At 68.8% G+C, this 16,441-nt stretch carries 11 protein-coding genes and 1 pseudogene; 6 read left to right on the top strand and 6 right to left on the bottom strand.

Going from position 1 to position 16,441, the window contains the following annotated elements; translation table 11 throughout:
• Window positions 1–37 precede the first annotated feature (37 nt).
• From OG440_RS25320 to nirD, 3 genes are read left to right on the top strand one after another with little or no spacing between them, the layout of a single operon-like run.
• Window positions 38–1,252 (top strand): NAD(P)/FAD-dependent oxidoreductase, encoded by a 1,215-nt coding sequence (locus tag OG440_RS25320; protein ID WP_406009072.1) that lies wholly within the window; start codon window positions 38–40, stop codon window positions 1,250–1,252.
• On the top strand, window positions 1,252–3,858 hold the full coding sequence (gene nirB / locus OG440_RS25315) for a nitrite reductase large subunit NirB (RefSeq protein ID WP_406009071.1): 2,607 nt from the start codon (window positions 1,252–1,254) through the stop codon (window positions 3,856–3,858). The genes OG440_RS25320 and nirB overlap by 1 nt, the downstream gene beginning before the upstream one ends.
• Window positions 3,855–4,205, top strand: coding sequence for a nitrite reductase small subunit NirD (nirD, locus tag OG440_RS25310; protein WP_406009070.1), 351 nt, complete (start codon window positions 3,855–3,857; stop codon window positions 4,203–4,205). The genes nirB and nirD overlap by 4 nt, the downstream gene beginning before the upstream one ends.
• A 187-nt stretch (window positions 4,206–4,392) precedes the next feature.
• Here the strand turns inward: nirD and OG440_RS25305 are convergent, their stop codons facing one another.
• Window positions 4,393–5,331 carry an oxidoreductase gene (locus tag OG440_RS25305; RefSeq protein ID WP_406009069.1) on the bottom strand — a complete coding sequence of 313 codons (939 nt, stop codon included), beginning with the start codon at window positions 5,329–5,331 and terminating at the stop codon, window positions 4,393–4,395.
• Window positions 5,332–5,665: 334 nt separating this feature from the next.
• On the opposite strand from OG440_RS25305, the gene OG440_RS25300 reads away from it, so the two are divergent.
• The 3 genes from OG440_RS25300 to OG440_RS25290 all read left to right on the top strand — a co-directional run bounded on the left by OG440_RS25300 (window position 5,666) and on the right by OG440_RS25290 (window position 8,686).
• The gene (locus OG440_RS25300) at window positions 5,666–6,655 is read left to right on the top strand and encodes an SMP-30/gluconolactonase/LRE family protein (RefSeq protein ID WP_406009068.1); all 990 of its coding nucleotides are present in this window, start codon (window positions 5,666–5,668) and stop codon (window positions 6,653–6,655) included.
• 160 nt (window positions 6,656–6,815) lie between these two features.
• Window positions 6,816–7,301, top strand: coding sequence for an excalibur calcium-binding domain-containing protein (locus OG440_RS25295; RefSeq protein ID WP_406009067.1), 486 nt, complete (start codon window positions 6,816–6,818; stop codon window positions 7,299–7,301).
• 365 nt (window positions 7,302–7,666) lie between these two features.
• A complete protein-coding gene (locus OG440_RS25290) occupies window positions 7,667–8,686 on the top strand; it encodes an alpha/beta fold hydrolase (protein WP_406009066.1) in 1,020 nt (339 codons plus the stop codon).
• 69 nt (window positions 8,687–8,755) lie between these two features.
• Here OG440_RS25290 and OG440_RS25285 read toward each other — a convergent pair whose 3' ends face one another.
• The 5 genes and pseudogenes from OG440_RS25285 to ppdK form a co-directional block, all read right to left on the bottom strand.
• Window positions 8,756–11,050, bottom strand: coding sequence for an FtsX-like permease family protein (locus OG440_RS25285; protein ID WP_406009065.1), 2,295 nt, complete (start codon window positions 11,048–11,050; stop codon window positions 8,756–8,758).
• A complete protein-coding gene (locus OG440_RS25280; protein WP_406011453.1) occupies window positions 11,047–11,736 on the bottom strand; it encodes an ABC transporter ATP-binding protein in 690 nt (229 codons plus the stop codon). The genes OG440_RS25285 and OG440_RS25280 overlap by 4 nt, the downstream gene beginning before the upstream one ends.
• A 64-nt stretch (window positions 11,737–11,800) precedes the next feature.
• On the bottom strand, window positions 11,801–12,220 hold the full coding sequence (locus OG440_RS25275) for a hypothetical protein (protein WP_406009064.1): 420 nt from the start codon (window positions 12,218–12,220) through the stop codon (window positions 11,801–11,803).
• 364 nt (window positions 12,221–12,584) lie between these two features.
• Window positions 12,585–12,963 (bottom strand): annotated as a pseudogene (locus OG440_RS25270) (AAA family ATPase).
• Window positions 12,964–13,609: 646 nt separating this feature from the next.
• Window positions 13,610–16,357, bottom strand: coding sequence for a pyruvate, phosphate dikinase (ppdK, locus tag OG440_RS25265; RefSeq protein ID WP_406009063.1), 2,748 nt, complete (start codon window positions 16,355–16,357; stop codon window positions 13,610–13,612).
• Window positions 16,358–16,441 lie beyond the last annotated feature (84 nt).

Genomic DNA, 16,441 nt, shown 5'->3' with positions numbered 1-16,441 from the left:
TGCGGTCGGGTAACGTCGGCACCGCACGCTCCTGGACATGACCTCGAATTCGCGTGTGGTGGTGATCGGCGCCGGCCTCGCGGGCGTACGACTCGCCCGCCGGCTCGGCGAGCTGGGCACGCCCGCCCTGCTGATCGGCGAGGAGGAGCACCGGCCGTACAACCGGGTCCTGCTCGCCGAGGTGCTGGCCGGCCGGTACGCCCCCGAGGTGATCGCGCTGCCCGCGCCCGCCGGACTGCTGCGGGGCCGGGTCACCGGTATCGACCGCGACGGGCGGACCGTGACCTGCGCGGACGGCTCGGAGATCGCATACGACACCCTCGTCCTGGCCACCGGCTCCAACCCGGTGCTGCCGCCCCTGCGCGGCCTCTTCACCCCCGACCACGTCCTGCCGGAGGGCGTCCACGCCTTCCGCACCATGGACGACTGCCTCGGCCTGTCCAAGGCGGTACGGCCGGGCGTGCGGGCGGTCGTCATCGGCGGCGGGCTCCTCGGGGTCTCCGCGGCCCGCGCGCTCGCCGTGCGCGGCGCCCAGGTCGTCCTCGCCCAGCAGGCCGAGCGGCTGATGGAACGCCAGCTCGACCCGAACGCGTCCAAGCTGGTGCTGCGGCACCTGCGGGACCTGGGCGTCGAGGTCCACACCGAGTGCCGGGTCCGCGACGTGCGCAGCGTCGGCGGCGCCGTCCGCTCGGTCGAGATGGCCGACGGGTACGCCCTCGACGCCGACCTGGTGGTGCTGGCCTGCGGGGTCTCCCCGCGCGCCGGACTCGCCAAGGCGGCGGGACTCGCCGTGCACAAGGGGATCCTGGTCGACGACCGGCTCCGCACGTCGGACCCCCGCATCCGGGCGATCGGCGACTGCGCGCAGCACGACGGGAACGTGTACGGGCTGGCCGCACCCGCGCTGGAACAGGCGGACGTCCTCGCCGAGTCGCTCGCCGGGGACGCGGACTCCCGGTATGCCGGCACCCGCGCCCTCACCCGGCTCACCCTCGCCGGAAACAGCGCCTTCGACCTCGCCGCGTTCGGCGAGACGGAGCCGCTCCCCGGCGACGACGTCGTACAGCTCGCCGACGCCACCCGGGGCACCTACCGCAAGGTCGTCGTCCGCGACGACCGCCTGGTCGGCGGGGTCCTCGTCGGCGAACTCGGCACCGTCGGCGCGCTGGCGCGCGCCTGGGAGGGAGCAGAGCCGCTCCCCTCCGACGGCGGCCCCCTGCTCCACCTGCTCACCAACGACGGAGGCTCCTGATGACCGCCACCCCCGGGGGCACCCCCACGATCGTGCTCGTCGGCCACGGCATGGTCGGCCAGCGCTTCCTCGAGGCGCTCGCCGAGCGCGGCCTGACCGCCACGCACCGCGTGGTCGTGCTCTGCGAGGAGCCGCGTCCCGCGTACGACCGCGTGCAGCTGACCTCGTACTTCTCGGGCCGGACGCCCGAGGAACTGTCCATGACGGACATGGCGTTCATCGCCGACCACGGGATCGAGCTGTACGTCGGCGACCCCGCGGAGACGATCGACCGCGAGGCCCGCAGGGTGACCGCCCGCTCGGGACTGACGGTCGACTACGACATCCTCGTCCTGGCCACCGGCTCCTACCCGTTCGTGCCGCCCGTCCCCAACAAGGACGCCGAGGGCTGCTTCGTCTACCGCACGATCGAGGACCTCCTCGCGATCGAGGCGTACGCGAAGTCGCGTGCCACGACCGGCGCGGTGGTCGGCGGCGGCCTGCTGGGGCTGGAGGCCGCGGGCGCGCTGAAGGGTCTCGGACTCACCTCCCACATCGTCGAGTTCGCGCCGCGCCTGATGCCGGTACAGGTCGACGACGGCGGTGGCGCGGCCCTGCTGCGCACCATCGAGGACATGGGTCTGAGCGTCCACACCGGCGTCGGCACCCAGGAGATCGTCGTCGGCGAGGACGGCGCGGTCACCGGTATGAAGCTCTCCGACGGCTCCGAACTCGCCACCGACCTGGTGGTGTTCAGCGCCGGTGTCCGCCCCCGCGACCAGCTGGCCCGCGAGTCCGGACTGACGGTCGGCGAGCGCGGCGGCATCGCCGTCGACGAGCAGTGCCGCACGGTGAACGACCCGCACGTGTTCGCGATCGGCGAGTGCGCGCTGGCCGCCGACGGCCGGGTGTACGGCCTGGTCGCCCCGGGTTACGAGCAGGCGATCACGGTCGCCGCGACCATCGCGGCCGACGAGTCCGAGCAGCTGTCCTTCACCGGCGCCGACCTCTCCACCAAGCTGAAGCTGCTCGGCGTGGACGTGGCGTCGTTCGGCGACGCGCACGGCACCGCCGAGGACTGCCTCGACGTCGTCTACTCCGACTCCCGCTCGGGCCTGTACAAGAAGCTGGTCATCGGCCGCGACGGCACGCTCCTCGGCGGCATCCTGGTCGGCGACGCGGAGGCGTACGGCACCCTGCGCGCGTTCACGGGCTCCGTGCCGCCCGTCTCCCCCGAGTCGCTGGTGCTGCCGGCCGGCTCCGGGGAGGCCGTCCAGCTCGGCCCGTCCGCGCTGCCGGACGAGGCGATCGTCTGCTCCTGCCACAACGTGTCGAAGGGCACGATCCGCGGGGCGGTGACGGAGCACTCCTGCACGACGGTGCCCGAGGTGAAGAAGTGCACCAAGGCCGGTACCGGCTGCGGCAGTTGCGTCAAGGTGCTCGGCCAGCTGGTCACCGCCGAGCTGGAGGCGAGCGGCGTCGAGGTCGACAAGGGCCTGTGCGGCTGCTTCTCGCAGACCCGCGAGGAGCTGTACGAGATCGTCCTCGCCCTGCGCATCAACACCTACCAGGACCTCCTCGACCGCTACGGCCGGGACGGCGCCCGGGGCGGTGACGGCTGCGAGGTCTGCAAGCCGACCGTCGGCTCGATCATCGCCTCCCTCGCCCCGACGATCGGCGCGAGCGGCTATGTCCTGGACGGCGAGCAGGCGGCCCTCCAGGACAGCAACGACCACTTCCTCGCCAACCTCCAGAAGAACGGCTCCTACTCGGTCGTCCCGCGCATCCCCGGCGGTGAGATCACCCCGGAGGGCCTGATCGTGATCGGGGAGATCGCCCGTGACTTCGGCCTCTACACGAAGATCACCGGCGGTCAGCGGATCGACATGTTCGGCGCCCGCGTCGAGCAGCTCCCGCTGATCTGGACCAGGCTGGTGGACGCCGGCTTCGAGTCCGGCCACGCCTACGGCAAGTCGCTGCGCACGGTGAAGTCCTGTGTCGGCCAGACCTGGTGCCGCTACGGCGTCCAGGACTCCGTCCGCATGGCGATCGACCTGGAGCTGCGCTACCGGGGGCTGCGCTCCCCGCACAAGCTGAAGTCGGCGGTGTCGGGCTGCGCCCGCGAGTGCGCCGAGGCCCAGTCGAAGGACTTCGGCATCATCGCCACCTCCAACGGCTGGAACCTCTACGTCGGCGGCAACGGCGGCGCCACCCCGCGCCACGCCGACCTGCTCGCCCAGGACCTCACCGACACCGAACTGGTGCGCCTCATCGACCGGTTCCTGATGTTCTACATCCGCACCGCCGACCGCCTGGAGCGCACCTCGACCTGGCTGGACCGGATCCCCGGCGGCCTGGACCACGTACGGGACGTGGTGGTGGAGGACTCGCTCGGCATCTGCGAAGAGCTGGAGTCCCTGATGACCGACCACGTCGCGCACTACGCCGACGAGTGGGCGACCACCATCAACGACCCGGAGAAGCTCGCCCGGTTCGTGTCCTTCGTCAACGCCCCCGACACCCCCGACCCGGTCGTCGGCTTCGTCCCGGAGCGCGACCAGATCAAGCCCGACCTGCCGTTGCTGTCCATCGGCCACCGTCCCCTGGAAGGGAGCGCCCAGCGATGACCCTGGCACTCGAGACGACCGACCTGAAGGTCCAACTGCGGCTGGACGACCAGTGGTTCACGGTCTGTGACCTCAGCCAGCTGATCCCCGGCCGAGGTGTGGCCGCCCTGCTGCCCGACGGCCGCCAGGTCGCCCTGTTCCGGGACCGGGCGGGTGAGCTGTACGCCGTCGACAACCGCGATCCGTTCGGCGGCGCGGCCGTCCTCTCACGCGGCCTGACCGGCACCCACGAGGGCCGCTCGTTCGTCGCCTCCCCCCTGCTCAAGCAGCGTTTCGACCTGCTGAGCGGCAAGTGCCTGGACGACGACTCGGTGCACATCGTCACCTACGAGGTGCGCACCGCCTGACGACCGCGGGGCACCCGGGGCTGCTGGTCGGCCCCGGTGCCGTCGGAGCCGTCGGAGCCGTCGGAGCCGATGGTGCCGGCGGGCCGGGCCAGAGTGCTCTCGCCGCCGCCGGCGCTCCCTGGAGCTCCGGCACCCCCCGGCGCCCCGGCACGATGACGCCACGCGGCCGGGCCGCTGTCGCCGGGGCTCAGCCCTTGAGCGCCTCGTAGGACACCCCGGTCAGCTGCTCGGAGGCGGCCCACAGCCGCTCGCCCGCCCGGTCGTCGAGGGTCCAGGGCGCCCGCCGTGACGGTGCGGGCGCCCCGCGCCACATCGCGAGGGACGGCCCGGTGAACGAGTCCGGGCGGACCCCGGGCGCGGTCGCCGCGTACAGGGCGGGCAACGCACCGGCCTCGGCGGGCTGGGCGAAGACCCGGTTGCCCAGCGCCATCAGCCGCTCGGCGACCGGGCGCCCCTCCGCGCGCGGCCCCGCCGTCTGAAGGTTGGTCGCCGCGTACCCCGGATGCGCGGCCGCCGCGACGACCTCCGCCCCGGCCGCCGTGAGCCTGCGTGCCAGCTCGTGCGTGAAGAGCAGGTTGGCGGTCTTGGTCCTACCGTAGGCGATCCAACGGCGGTAGCTGCGCTTGGAGTTCAGGTCGTCCCGGTCGATGTTGCCGAGCAGGTGGGCCATGCTGGAGACGGTCACGATCCGTGCCTCGGGCGACCGGCCCCGCGTGGCGAGCAGCGCGGGCAGCAGCAGCCCGGTGAGGGCGAAGTGCCCCAGGTGATTCACACCGAACTGCGTCTCGAACCCGTCGGCGGTGGTGCCGTACGGCATGGCCATCACGCCCGCGTTGTTGACGAGCAGGTCGAGCCGGTCGTACGGCAGGGCGCCCGCGAACTCCCGTACGGAGGCGAGGTCCCCGAGATCGAGCAGCCGCAACTCCGCTTTCGCGTCCGGCACTTCGTCGTGCAGTCGCCTGACGGCCTCGCGCCCTCGCGATGCGCTCCGGCAGGCGAGTACCACCCGGGCGCCCTTGCGGGCGAGCTCGCGCGCGGTGACGTATCCGAGCCCGCTGTTGGCCCCGGTGACGACAGCGGTACGACCGCCCTGGTCAGGGATGTCGTGCGTGCTCCAGCCGGACATGGCCGTACTCCCTCCGCGGTGTGTGCGGGCAGCCTACGGCGCTCCGGGTCACCCGTCCCGCATCTCCCCGCCCGAAATTGACAGGAACTCGACAGCGGAACCGAGGAACGCCGTCGGGCGGCGGCTCGTTACTCGCCAACGAAGTCGCAGCGGAGTGAGACCACACCCCCGGTGTGGCCACAGCGCCCTGCGGTACGCCGTTCCGGAGTCACGCGGCCCCGAAGTCACGCGGCTCCGGAGCCACACCATTCGAACGTCACGCCGTTCCAGAGTTCGGCAGTTCGTCGAGTTACGCCGTTCGCCGCCCGCACCCCACTCACGGAGGCACGTAACCATGACCCCCGCTCCCCAGCCGGCCCCCACCCCCTCCCGCCGCACCGCACTCGGCGGCGCGGCCCTGGCCGCCCTCGCCCTGACGACCATGGCGGCCCCGGCCGCGAACGCTGCCACCTCCGCTTCCGCACCCACCAAGTCCCGTACCAACGAGTCCGGTTGGCCCACCGAGTACGCCCTCCCCGACGGCTGGCTCCCCGAGGGCATCGCCATCGGCGGCAAGCCGTACGCCTACCAGGGCTCCCGCGCCAACGGCGCGATCCTCCGCACCGACCTGCGCACCGGCGAGGGCACGGTCCTGTACGAGGGCGGCACCGGCCAGGTGTCGGTCGGCCTCAAGCTCGACCACGACGGACTGCTGTACGTGGCGGGCAGCACGGGCGTGGCCCGCGTGATCGACTCACGCACCGGCGAGCTGGCGACCACCCACCAACTCACGTCTGCCACAGGCCATTTCATCAACGACGTGACCCTGCTCGGCGACCGGGCCTGGTTCACCGACTCTCGGCACGCCGTACTGTACGGCGTGCCGCGCGGCCGGTCCGGCGGCGAGATCAGCGCCCTCGCGCTGACCGGCGACTGGGTCCAGCTCCCCGACGTGAACAACGCCAACGGGATCGTCGGCACACCGGACGGCCGGGGACTGATCGTCGTCAAGAGCACACCCGGCGAGCTGTACAACGTGAACGTCGGGACGGGACACGCCACGAGGATCACGCTGGTCGGCGCGGCGGACGTGGTGAACGGCGACGGTCTCTACCGCATCGGCCGCACGCTGTACGTGGTCCAGAACCGCCTGAACCTGATCAGCGTCTGGTCCCTGGACCGCACGGCGACCACCGCCACACTCACCCGCACGATCACCGACCCCCGCTTCGACGTCCCCACCACGGCGGCCCGCTACGGCGACCGCCTCTACCTGGTCAACGCGCGCTTCACCAGCCCGCAGCTCCCGGAGACGACGTTCACGGCGGTGGCGGTGTCGATCTGACGCACCGTCCGGCCACGGAGGAGGGGCGGCACCCGACGAGCGCGGGTGCCGCCACCTCGGGCGATGCGTACAGGAACGTCACAGAACGGCCACACCTCGCACACCGGAGGCAAATCGGCCATACCGTCGTCCCCTCGACACCACACCCGGGGGGACACGCATGAGCAACCCGTACACCACCGCACCCACCCCGCACCGCACCCCCCGGTGGGCCAGGAAGAGATACGTCCTGCCCGCCCTCGCCCTGGCCCTGTTCCTCGGCATGGGCATCGGCGGATCCGCCGGCGACACGACGAACGAGGCGAAGCCGACGTCCGCCGAGCCACAGCCCACGGTGACCGTGACGGCCACGACGACACAGACCGCCGTCCCGGAACCGGCGGGCACGGTGACCGCCACGGCGACCGAGACGGTGAAGGTGACGAAGACGGTCACGGCGAAGGCGGCGGCGAACGAGAACGGCTCCGGAGCCGGCGCCGACGACTCCGCCGCCTCCGAGGACTCGGCCGACTCCAACGGTTCCGGAAGCGTCTACTACGACAACTGCACGGCAGCCCGCGCGGCCGGTGCCGCTCCGGTCCGCGTGGGCGACCCGGGCTACGGACGCCACCTGGACCGCGACGGCGACGGCGTCGCCTGCGAATGAGGACCGAAGGAACGTGCGGGCTCCGCGTGCGCGCGCCCTGACAGCCGTCCGCGTACCTGAGCAGCACGTTCCCGGACGTGAGGCCGCCGTGGTCCGCCGACACCTCGCTCAGACCGCAGAACCACGGCCCGCCCGGTGAGATGGACGGCGTCCTCCAGGGGCCACCGGTGACCGGCCCCGTACAGCGCGCCGGTACGGAATCCAGGCTCGGCGACGCGGGCGCCGGCGCTGCGCACCGCGTCGGCGTGCCTCCGGCACACACCGACACACGGTCGCCGCTTTGCCGAACCGGCAACAAAACGCACGCCTCACGCGTCAGGTCGGCATGCTCGCTCTCGGAAACGATCTCGAGTCATGGAGGGTCGATGTCCCAGCCGACCGTGAACGACGCGAAACACCGCATGGTCCCCTCGCCCGCAGGCCGCGTCCACGTGGTGGAACAGGGCGAGGGCCCGCTGGTCCTGCTCGTCCACGGCTTCCCCGAGTCCTGGTACTCCTGGCGTCACCAGTTGCCGGCGCTGGCCTCGGCCGGGTACCGCGCGGCCGCCATCGACGTCCGCGGCTACGGCCGCTCCTCCAAACCCCCTGCCACGGACGCGTACCGCATGCTGGAGCTGGTGGAGGACAACGTCGCGGTCGTCCACGGCCTGGGCGAGCGATCCGCGGCGATCGTCGGTCACGACTGGGGCGCGACGATCGCCGCCGATTCCGCGCTGCTGCGCCCGGACGTCTTCCACGCGGTGGGCCTGCTGAGCGTTCCCTACACCCCACCGGGCGGACCGAAACCGACGGAGATCTTCGCCCAGCTGGGCGGGACGGACGGGACGGATGCGACGGGCGGGACGGGCCGCGCGGAAGAGTTCTACGTCTCCTACTTCCAGGAGCCAGGCCGCGCCGAAGCGGAGATCGAGCCCGACGTACGAGGCTGGCTCGCGGGCTTCTACGCCGCCCTGTCCGCGGACACGATGCCGGCGACGGGCTCCCCCGATCCCCACTTCGTCACCCGGGGCGGAAAACTGCGCGACCGCTTCCCCACCGAGGGCCTCCCGGCCTGGCTGACCGAGGCGGACCTCGACCTCTGCGCGGCGGAGTTCGAACGAACCGGCATGACCGGCGCCCTGAACCGCTACCGCAACATGGACCGCGACTGGCAGGACCTCACGGACTTCACCGGCGCCCCGATCACCCAGCCGTCCCTGTTCGTCGGCGGCGCCCTCGACTCCTCGACGACCTGGCTGGCCGCCGCGATCGAGGCCTTCCCCACCACCCTCCCCGGCCTCACCGCCTCCCACATCCTCGAGAACTGCGGCCACTGGCTCCAACAGGAACACCCCGAAACAACCAACCGACTCCTCACCACCTGGCTGTCCACCCTGCCGACCTGACCCCCACCGACTGCCAAAGGGCGACACCTCCCCCAGGATGCCGCCCTACGCACGTCCACCAGCCGCCCATCAGTCGCGCCGAATCAACTCCGGATCAATCCGCCGGCCGATCAGCGGCAAGGATCCGACAGCAGCGACGGCCACGACCCCCAGAGCGCAGGCCAACAGCAACGGCACACCAGCACCGTCCCAGAAGACCTCACCACCACCGGTGACCAGGTAACTGGACTCTGCCGCCTTCCCGGCCACCACCGCCAGCACGAGCCCCACCGCCAGCGGCAACACAACTTGAGCCACCTGCACAGCCCGCAACGTACGGGGCCTGGCACCGAGCAGAGACAGCGCGGTCACCTGTGGTCGACGCTCGACCGCCCGGTCGGTAGCAGCAACAAGGTAGGCGGCTACACCGATCACGAGGCCGAGGACCATCCCCATGGCGAGGATGGTCTTAACCACGGTGATCTGTTGAAGAGCGGTGACCACTACACCTGGGGTCATCACTTTAGCCGTTGGATCGACGCCGCCGATGGCGTCGAGGACTGCACGGACAGTCTGAGGCGTCGAGTTGCTGACCAGAATGAGACTTGCCCCATCAGGCCGGAAGCCGTCGGGCAGGAAAGACGGTGGGATTACGACGTCGCCACTACTCAAGGGAGAAAGTCCAGATTCATCACCGAACAGCACCTGCTGCTTTGGCACTTGAACCGTCATCACGCGCTTCGCGCCACTCTCATCTCTGAGATGAAAAGGAAAGCTCGCACCAGGCTTGCTGTCCTCGTCGTAGGTTTCCCGGGGGTTCACTGCGCGAAATGGTCGCCCCTCCGTGCATCGTCCAATTCCAGGTACCATCCCGCGAAGTTGAGCGCAGGTGGCAATCACGGCATGGATCATGGGCGGGAACTCGGTGTCTCGATCTCTCCATGAAGTCGCTTCCATGCCGTACCCCCGGATACCCGTCACCGCCTCGAATGCTCTTTGCCGGACTGGGGTAACTCCGTCGAGAGACAGCGTGTACGACTGCACAGGTGATGTGTTCTTGGAAACTTGGTCCAGCTCGATGAGTACTCCCTGCGCGAGCGACGCAGCGTAAACGAGAAGCACCAGACCGGTCGCAACGCGCAAGGCACCACCTGGTTCCACCTCGTTACGCCTCATAGCCAAGCCGAGAGATAGAGAGCGGCTGGTACGTGCCACCGTCCGGGACAAACCCCGAGAGAGGATCGGAAGCGACAGAACGAGCCCAACACCAACGAGAACGACGGCAAGCGGCATCAGGATCGACGATAGCGAAGTGTCCCTAGGCACGTGTCCCATCGCACCGGCCACGCAGTACCCGGTAACGATGCCCAATCCTGGAAGAAGCGGCAGCAGTCCCCACTTCGCGGGTGGTTTCTCAACCGCGCTGCGCCTGACAGCCAAGGGGTTGGCGGCCGCCTTCCTGGCTCCTACCGACCCTGCGAACCAGGCGAGCGCGGGACAAGCGGTCAAGCAGACCAGGTTGATGGTCAGAGACAGCGATCCGTCAGACGGATACCACCGGAAGCCGGGCAGTCCAACGCGAGAGATGAGTTGGTTGGCCACCGCATAGATGCCCAAACCGACTACAGCGCCGAGCAGTGCCGCAGCAACTGTCTCAGCCGCGTTAACGCGCTGCACACCCTTCTTGCTCAACCCGACCAGCCGCAGTGCGGCGAGCCTTCGTGCCCGCGCGGCGGCCGACAGTCGCGCGCACACAGACAAATAGACGGCCAACGGAAGCAGGACAACCCCGCAAAGCGTGAATCGCACGATCCCCAGCGTGGAAGGCTCCACTGTTTCGTCATTCGTGAAGGACCATCCGTAAAGCGTCACGGGATCCCCGTTTTTCAACTGCTTCCGAGGGACGCCGATATAGGCGAACAGCTCGTCGGGGTGGGCCAACCCTTGAGAGCCGATGATTCCCCGTTCCCGGCCGGGCACGAGCTGCGCGAGGCCCGGCTCCTTCTTCAATTCTTCGTGCAGTTGTGGCGAAACGAACATCTCACCGGGTGAAGGCAGGCTACTCAGACCCGGCGGAGGATCGATAGCGAAAACGCCCGGGGCGTGGAATACGCGGGTCATCGGACGAGAGCCGTATGGGTCCGTCAGGCTGAGTTCGAGGGGCGCTTTTTCAGCAGCTACACTGAATGGACGATGACCAGCGCAACAATCCGCCGAACGTGCCGCCTTGCGCCCGTCCTGCGCTGCCAGAATCCCGGGAATCGCAAGAACCATCGCTAGGCAACAGACACCGACAGCACTGCCTCCAACCATGAGGAGGAATCGCACGCGATTGCCCCGGCCGCTACCCAACAACAACCGCAGGCCCAAGAGAAGTTCCCTCATGTCGCCTCCTCCCGCGTCAAGGCCGACAGGATGCCGTCTCGCATTACATATCGGCTGTCGGCTCGGGAGGCCACCTGAGTGTCGTGCGTGACGAGCACCACGGCGGTCCCCTGGGAACGCGCCAAGGACAGGAATTCATCGAGTACCGCAGCAGCATTGGCGCTATCGAGCGATCCGGTCGGCTCATCGGCGAACACAACAGCAGGCCGATGCACCAACGCCCTTGCCACAGCGATACGTTGACTCTGCCCACCAGACACCTGCGATGGCCGCCGCTGCCGCAACTCAGCAAGACCGAGTCGACCAAGAACCTCACCAGCTGCGGCCAGCGCCTCCGCCTTGCGCTGCCCGGCCAAGCGCAGTGGCAGCGCGGCGTTCTCCTCCACGGTCAACTCCGGCAGGAGTTCGCCGTACTGGAATACAAATCCGAAGCGCTCGCGTCGCAGCGCACTGAGTTCTTCGTCGTCGAGCTCACCGAGGTCGCGGCCCTCGAAACGGACCTCTCCGCACGCCACGGGCAGGACCCCTGCGAGACAGTACAACAGCGAAGATTTGCCGGAGCCACTCTGTCCAGTGATCGCCGCGACTTCGCCACGCCGCAGGAAGAGGTCGACATTCCGGACGGCAGGCGTCTCTCCATAGAAGAGATCGACACCTGTGGCGCAAAGAACTTCTGACGTGTTGATGATGCACCCCTATGACGAGAGAGAGCCCAGATGCAGACATCTGGGCTCTTCTGTTCAAGAACTTCTAGTGACGGGACGAGTACGTCTTGGTAATCGAGCAGTTGTCCGGATGCAGACTTCCTCGGTCACGACAGGCCCGGATCTCCGCATCATCGGTATACCGCTGGGCACCGTCCCAGTTCGAGTGGTGCAGGGACACGGTCTTCCGCTGCTTACCGTTGTAGCGCACCCAGTCGTGACTCTCGACGCGGACCAGCATGTACACGTTGTGGCCGTCTCCAGCACTAGCGTCCTTCAATCCGCCTTTCCACTCGAAGGCACCGTGATTCTGACCTGCCGGATTGAAGAGATACTCGCCATCCAGGAATCGAACGCCCGACGAGCCCAGGTTCGGCATGTCGCGCCAGTCCGCCGCGCCCAGCGCTGTCCCGGCCCCCATCAGAAACGCCGCTGCCGCCATCACGCCGGCCAATGCCTTCTTCATCCCACGCCTTCCTGAAGCCGAAGGCTCGACAGCCTCCGCAGATCACAGAAGGTAACGGATCTTTTACACGCTGAAACCTTTAGTCACCAACCCACCATCCCATCAGGCGATCGACTTCCAGCCACGTCACCGCAAGAAACAAGAAGGGCTCAGCCAGCCCTTCGCGCCAAGGGCGCTGAAGCGCATCGAAGTTGGCAGGGGGCGATCGCGTCGGCATCGGTAACAGCAGTGGCGTCCCGACGGCCATACGTCGCCGTATTCATGGTTCCCCGACCGCGGTACTGGGCCCGTCCGGTGGATCATTCCGGGCTCGGCGCTCCTGGCCCGGCTGCGGCTCTGGGCGGCACCAAGGTTGGCCGGACAGTCACACGAGTGATGGCCAGCGGTCGGTGGCCCACTCCCGCCATCCTGACCACCCAGGAGGCTGGCTTCCTGCCTCACGTCCATCAAGTTCCGTGGCGTCGGGCTCCTCGAACTGTGCCCTCCAGTGCAAGAGGTCCGTATCGCTCATCGCGAAGGTCTGCTCAGGGGTGGTCGACTGGCGATGGGCGATCCGAGCACGTTGGGTCTCATGGCCCACCGGCACGTACACGAGTTGAGGAAGCGCATGCAGACCTGACCGAACAGCGGGAGCATCCACTCATCCGACGTCAGCCGCAGCGCTTCGTGGCCCTCGGCCAACTGTCGAGCTCTCGTAGTCTTTCCGGCCCCGGCAGGCCAACCGTCAGGAACAACGTCGTCACGCCCGGATTTTGTCACGGACGCCAAGTGATCACGGTTTGAGAGAAAGGCGGATCGCAGTCACGGCAACGGTGCCATGGAAGGCATAGGCGCAAGTCGTGGGCTCAGTGTCGACTCTGTACCGCGCAGCCATGACTACAGCGGGGCCTACGAGCCACTGACGGTTCTGACCACGCCGTCCCACGACACCACCGGCGATGACGCCGACTATGGTGGCGGCGATGCCTCCGGCGGTGGATATCAGGAGTCCCCACGGACAGCCATGTTGCGTCTCCCTCCAGTTCGTTCAGCTCCGAATCTCGTACCAGGACTGGCAAGATCAACGAGCAGAGCGGGGAGGACCGGGGATCTCAGGACGAGGCCGTTTTGATCACGGCCGTGACTGGCCTCGATCGCACGCGGAGGGCACGACACGGGCACTACCAGGGGCACTACGGCGTCGCGCAGGTTCGACGGCAACCGCCCTGACAGTGCCGGAAACGGCATTTCGCCTGGTCAGCGCGATAGCTCGACAGTCTCCGCAGATGATGCGCAAGAGGACGGCACCCCCGCACAGGGTGCCGTCCTCCTTGGTGCGCCGGGGCGTCGCCGATCGGTGAGGGTCGGGGACCGGCGGTGGCTCCGGGGTTCAGTTGTCCCGGTGGGGGGTCAGCGGTGGTCGCTGCCCGTCGACTGGGAGGCCGCCCGGCCCGCTTCGAGTCGGGCGACCGGGATGCGGAACGGTGAGCAGGAGACGTAGTCGAGTCCCACCTCGTGGAAGAAGTGGACGGACTCCGGGTCGCCGCCGTGCTCGCCACAGACGCCGAGCTTCAGGTCGGGGCGGGTGGCGCGGCCGGCCTCCACCGCCAGTTTCACGAGGGAGCCGACGCCGTCGCGGTCGATCGTCTCGAACGGGCTGACGCCGAAGATGCCCTTCTCCAGGTAGGCCGTGAAGAACGACGCCTCGACGTCGTCGCGACTGAAGCCCCACACCGTCTGGGTCAGGTCGTTCGTGCCGAAGGAGAAGAACTGCGCGGCTTCGGCGATCTGACCGGCGGTCAGCGCGGCGCGCGGCAGCTCGATCATCGTGCCGATCGACAGCTTCAGCTGGACGCCGGTCGCCGCCTCCACCTCCGCGATGACCGCGTCGGCCTCCTCGCGGACGATCTCCAGTTCCTGGACCGTGCCGACGAGCGGGATCATGATCTCGGCGCGCGGGTCGCCCTTCGCCGTCTTGCGTTCCGCGGCGGCCTCGGCGATCGCCCGTACCTGCATGGTGAACAGGCCGGGGATGACCAGGCCGAGGCGTACGCCGCGCAGGCCCAGCATCGGGTTCTGCTCGTGCAGCCGGTGGACGGCCTGGAGGAGGCGGAGTTCGTTCTCGTGGGGCTCCTGGCGGGACTCCGCCAGCGCCACGCGGACCGAGAGCTCGGTGATGTCGGGCAGGAACTCGTGCAGGGGCGGGTCCAGGAGCCGGACGGTGACCGGGAGGCCGTCCATCGCCGAGAACAGTTCGACGAAGTCCTGCTTCTGGAGGGGCAGGAGTGCCTTGAGCGACTCCTCGCGCTCGGTCTCCGTGTCCGCCAGGATCAGCCGCTCGACCAGTTCGCGACGGTCTCCGAGGAACATGTGCTCCGTACGGCACAGACCGATGCCCTGGGCGCCGAAGCGGCGGGCGCGCAGCGCGTCCTCTGCGTTGTCCGCGTTGGCCCGGACGCGCAGACGACGCTTCCTGTCCGCGAAGGCCATGATCCGGTGCACCGCCTCGACGAGTTCGTCGGCGTCGTTGGCGCCGGCGTGCATCCGGCCCTCGAAGTACTCCACGACGGGGGACGGGACCACCGGGACCTCGCCCAGGTAGACCTTGCCGCTCGAACCGTCGATGGAGATCAGGTCGCCCTCCTCGACGACGTGACCGCCCGGCACCGTCATCCGGCGGCGCTTGGTGTCGACCTCGAGCTCCTCGGCGCCGCACACGCAGGTCTTGCCCATGCCGCGGGCCACCACGGCCGCGTGGGACGTCTTGCCGCCGCGCGAGGTCAGGATGCCCTCGGCCGCGATCATGCCGTCCAGGTCGTCGGGGTTGGTCTCGCGGCGGACCAGGATGACCTTCTCGCCGGAGCGGGACCACTTGACGGCCGTGTACGAGTCGAAGACGGCCTTGCCGACGGCCGCGCCCGGCGACGCCGCGATGCCCCGGCCGACCTTCTCCACCTTCGCCTCGTCGTCGAAGCGCGGGAACATCAGCTGGGCGAGCTGGGCGCCGGTCACCCGCTGGAGCGCCTCGGCCTCGTCGATGAGGCCCTGGTCGACGAGCTGGGTGGCGATACGGAAGGCCGCGCCCGCCGTGCGCTTGCCGACGCGGGTCTGGAGCATCCACAGCTGACCGCGCTCGATGGTGAACTCGATGTCGCAGAGGTCCTTGTAGTGGTTCTCCAGCGTCTCCATGATCTGCATCAGCTGGTCGTAGGACTTCTTGTCGATCGACTCCAGCTCGGCGAGCGGGACGGTGTTGCGGATGCCCGCGACCACGTCCTCGCCCTGGGCGTTCTGGAGGTAGTCGCCGTAGACGCCCTGGTGGCCCGAGGCGGGGTCGCGGGTGAACGCCACGCCCGTGCCCGAGTCGGGGCCCAGGTTGCCGAAGACCATGGAACAGACGTTGACGGCGGTGCCCAGGTCGCCCGGGATGCGCTCCTGACGGCGGTAGAGCTTGGCGCGGTCGGTGTTCCAGGAGTCGAAGACCGCGTGGATGGCGAGGTCCATCTGCTCGCGCGGGTCCTGCGGGAAGTCGCGGCCGGCCTCGGTCTTGACGATCTTCTTGAAGCGGGTGACCAGCTTCTTCAGGTCCGCGGCCTCCAGCTCGGTGTCGACCGTGACCTTCTTGGCCGTCTTCGCGGCCTCCAGGGCGTCCTCGAAGAGCTCGCCCTCGACGCCGAGGACCGTCTTGCCGAACATCTGGATGAGACGGCGGTAGGAGTCCCAGGCGAAGCGGTCGTCGCCGGCCTGCTTGGCGAGGCCCTGGACCGACTTGTCGGAGAGGCCGATGTTGAGGACCGTGTCCATCATTCCGGGCATCGAGAACTTGGCGCCGGAGCGGACCGAGACGAGCAGCGGGTCGTCGGCCTGGCCGAGCTTCTTGCCCATGCGCTGCTCCAGCGCGTCGAGGTGCGCACTCACCTCGTCACGCAGTGCCGCCGGCTCGTCGCCGCTGTCGAGGTAGACCTTGCAGGCCTCGGTGGTGATGGTGAAGCCGGGAGGGACGGGAAGGCCCAGGTTGGTCATCTCGGCGAGGTTCGCGCCCTTGCCGCCGAGAAGGTCCTTGAGGTCCTTGTTGCCTTCGGTGAAGTCATAGACGAACTTCACGCTCTCAACGGTCTCGGCCTGCTCGGCTACCTGGAGATCTTTGTTTTCCGACACGGGTCTCGACTCCTCGAGGACGCGGTGGCTGCCCTGACGGCCAGGAACATACCCAGATCGAAGGCTCCTGGGTACGTCCACTCG

The organism is Streptomyces sp. NBC_00637 (assembly GCF_045161545.1).
In the GTDB taxonomy this organism is placed as follows: domain Bacteria; phylum Actinomycetota; class Actinomycetes; order Streptomycetales; family Streptomycetaceae; genus Streptomyces.
This window is presented reverse-complemented; position numbering and strand designations above follow the sequence as displayed.

What these genes read in the sequence shown, in the direction of transcription:
- OG440_RS25305 (WP_406009069.1), bottom strand. Translation starts at nt 5,331, where the DNA reads ATGTCCGGCTGGAGCACGCACGACATCCCTGACCAGGGCGGTCGTACC.
- OG440_RS25285 (WP_406009065.1), bottom strand. Translation starts at nt 11,050, where the DNA reads ATGAGGGAACTTCTCTTGGGCCTGCGGTTGTTGTTGGGTAGCGGCCGG.
- nirD (WP_406009070.1), top strand. Translation starts at nt 3,855, where the DNA reads ATGACCCTGGCACTCGAGACGACCGACCTGAAGGTCCAACTGCGGCTG.
- nirB (WP_406009071.1), top strand. Translation starts at nt 1,252, where the DNA reads ATGACCGCCACCCCCGGGGGCACCCCCACGATCGTGCTCGTCGGCCAC.
- OG440_RS25295 (WP_406009067.1), top strand. Translation starts at nt 6,816, where the DNA reads ATGAGCAACCCGTACACCACCGCACCCACCCCGCACCGCACCCCCCGG.
- OG440_RS25320 (WP_406009072.1), top strand. Translation starts at nt 38, where the DNA reads ATGACCTCGAATTCGCGTGTGGTGGTGATCGGCGCCGGCCTCGCGGGC.
- OG440_RS25275 (WP_406009064.1), bottom strand. Translation starts at nt 12,220, where the DNA reads ATGAAGAAGGCATTGGCCGGCGTGATGGCGGCAGCGGCGTTTCTGATG.
- OG440_RS25300 (WP_406009068.1), top strand. Translation starts at nt 5,666, where the DNA reads ATGACCCCCGCTCCCCAGCCGGCCCCCACCCCCTCCCGCCGCACCGCA.
- OG440_RS25290 (WP_406009066.1), top strand. Translation starts at nt 7,667, where the DNA reads ATGTCCCAGCCGACCGTGAACGACGCGAAACACCGCATGGTCCCCTCG.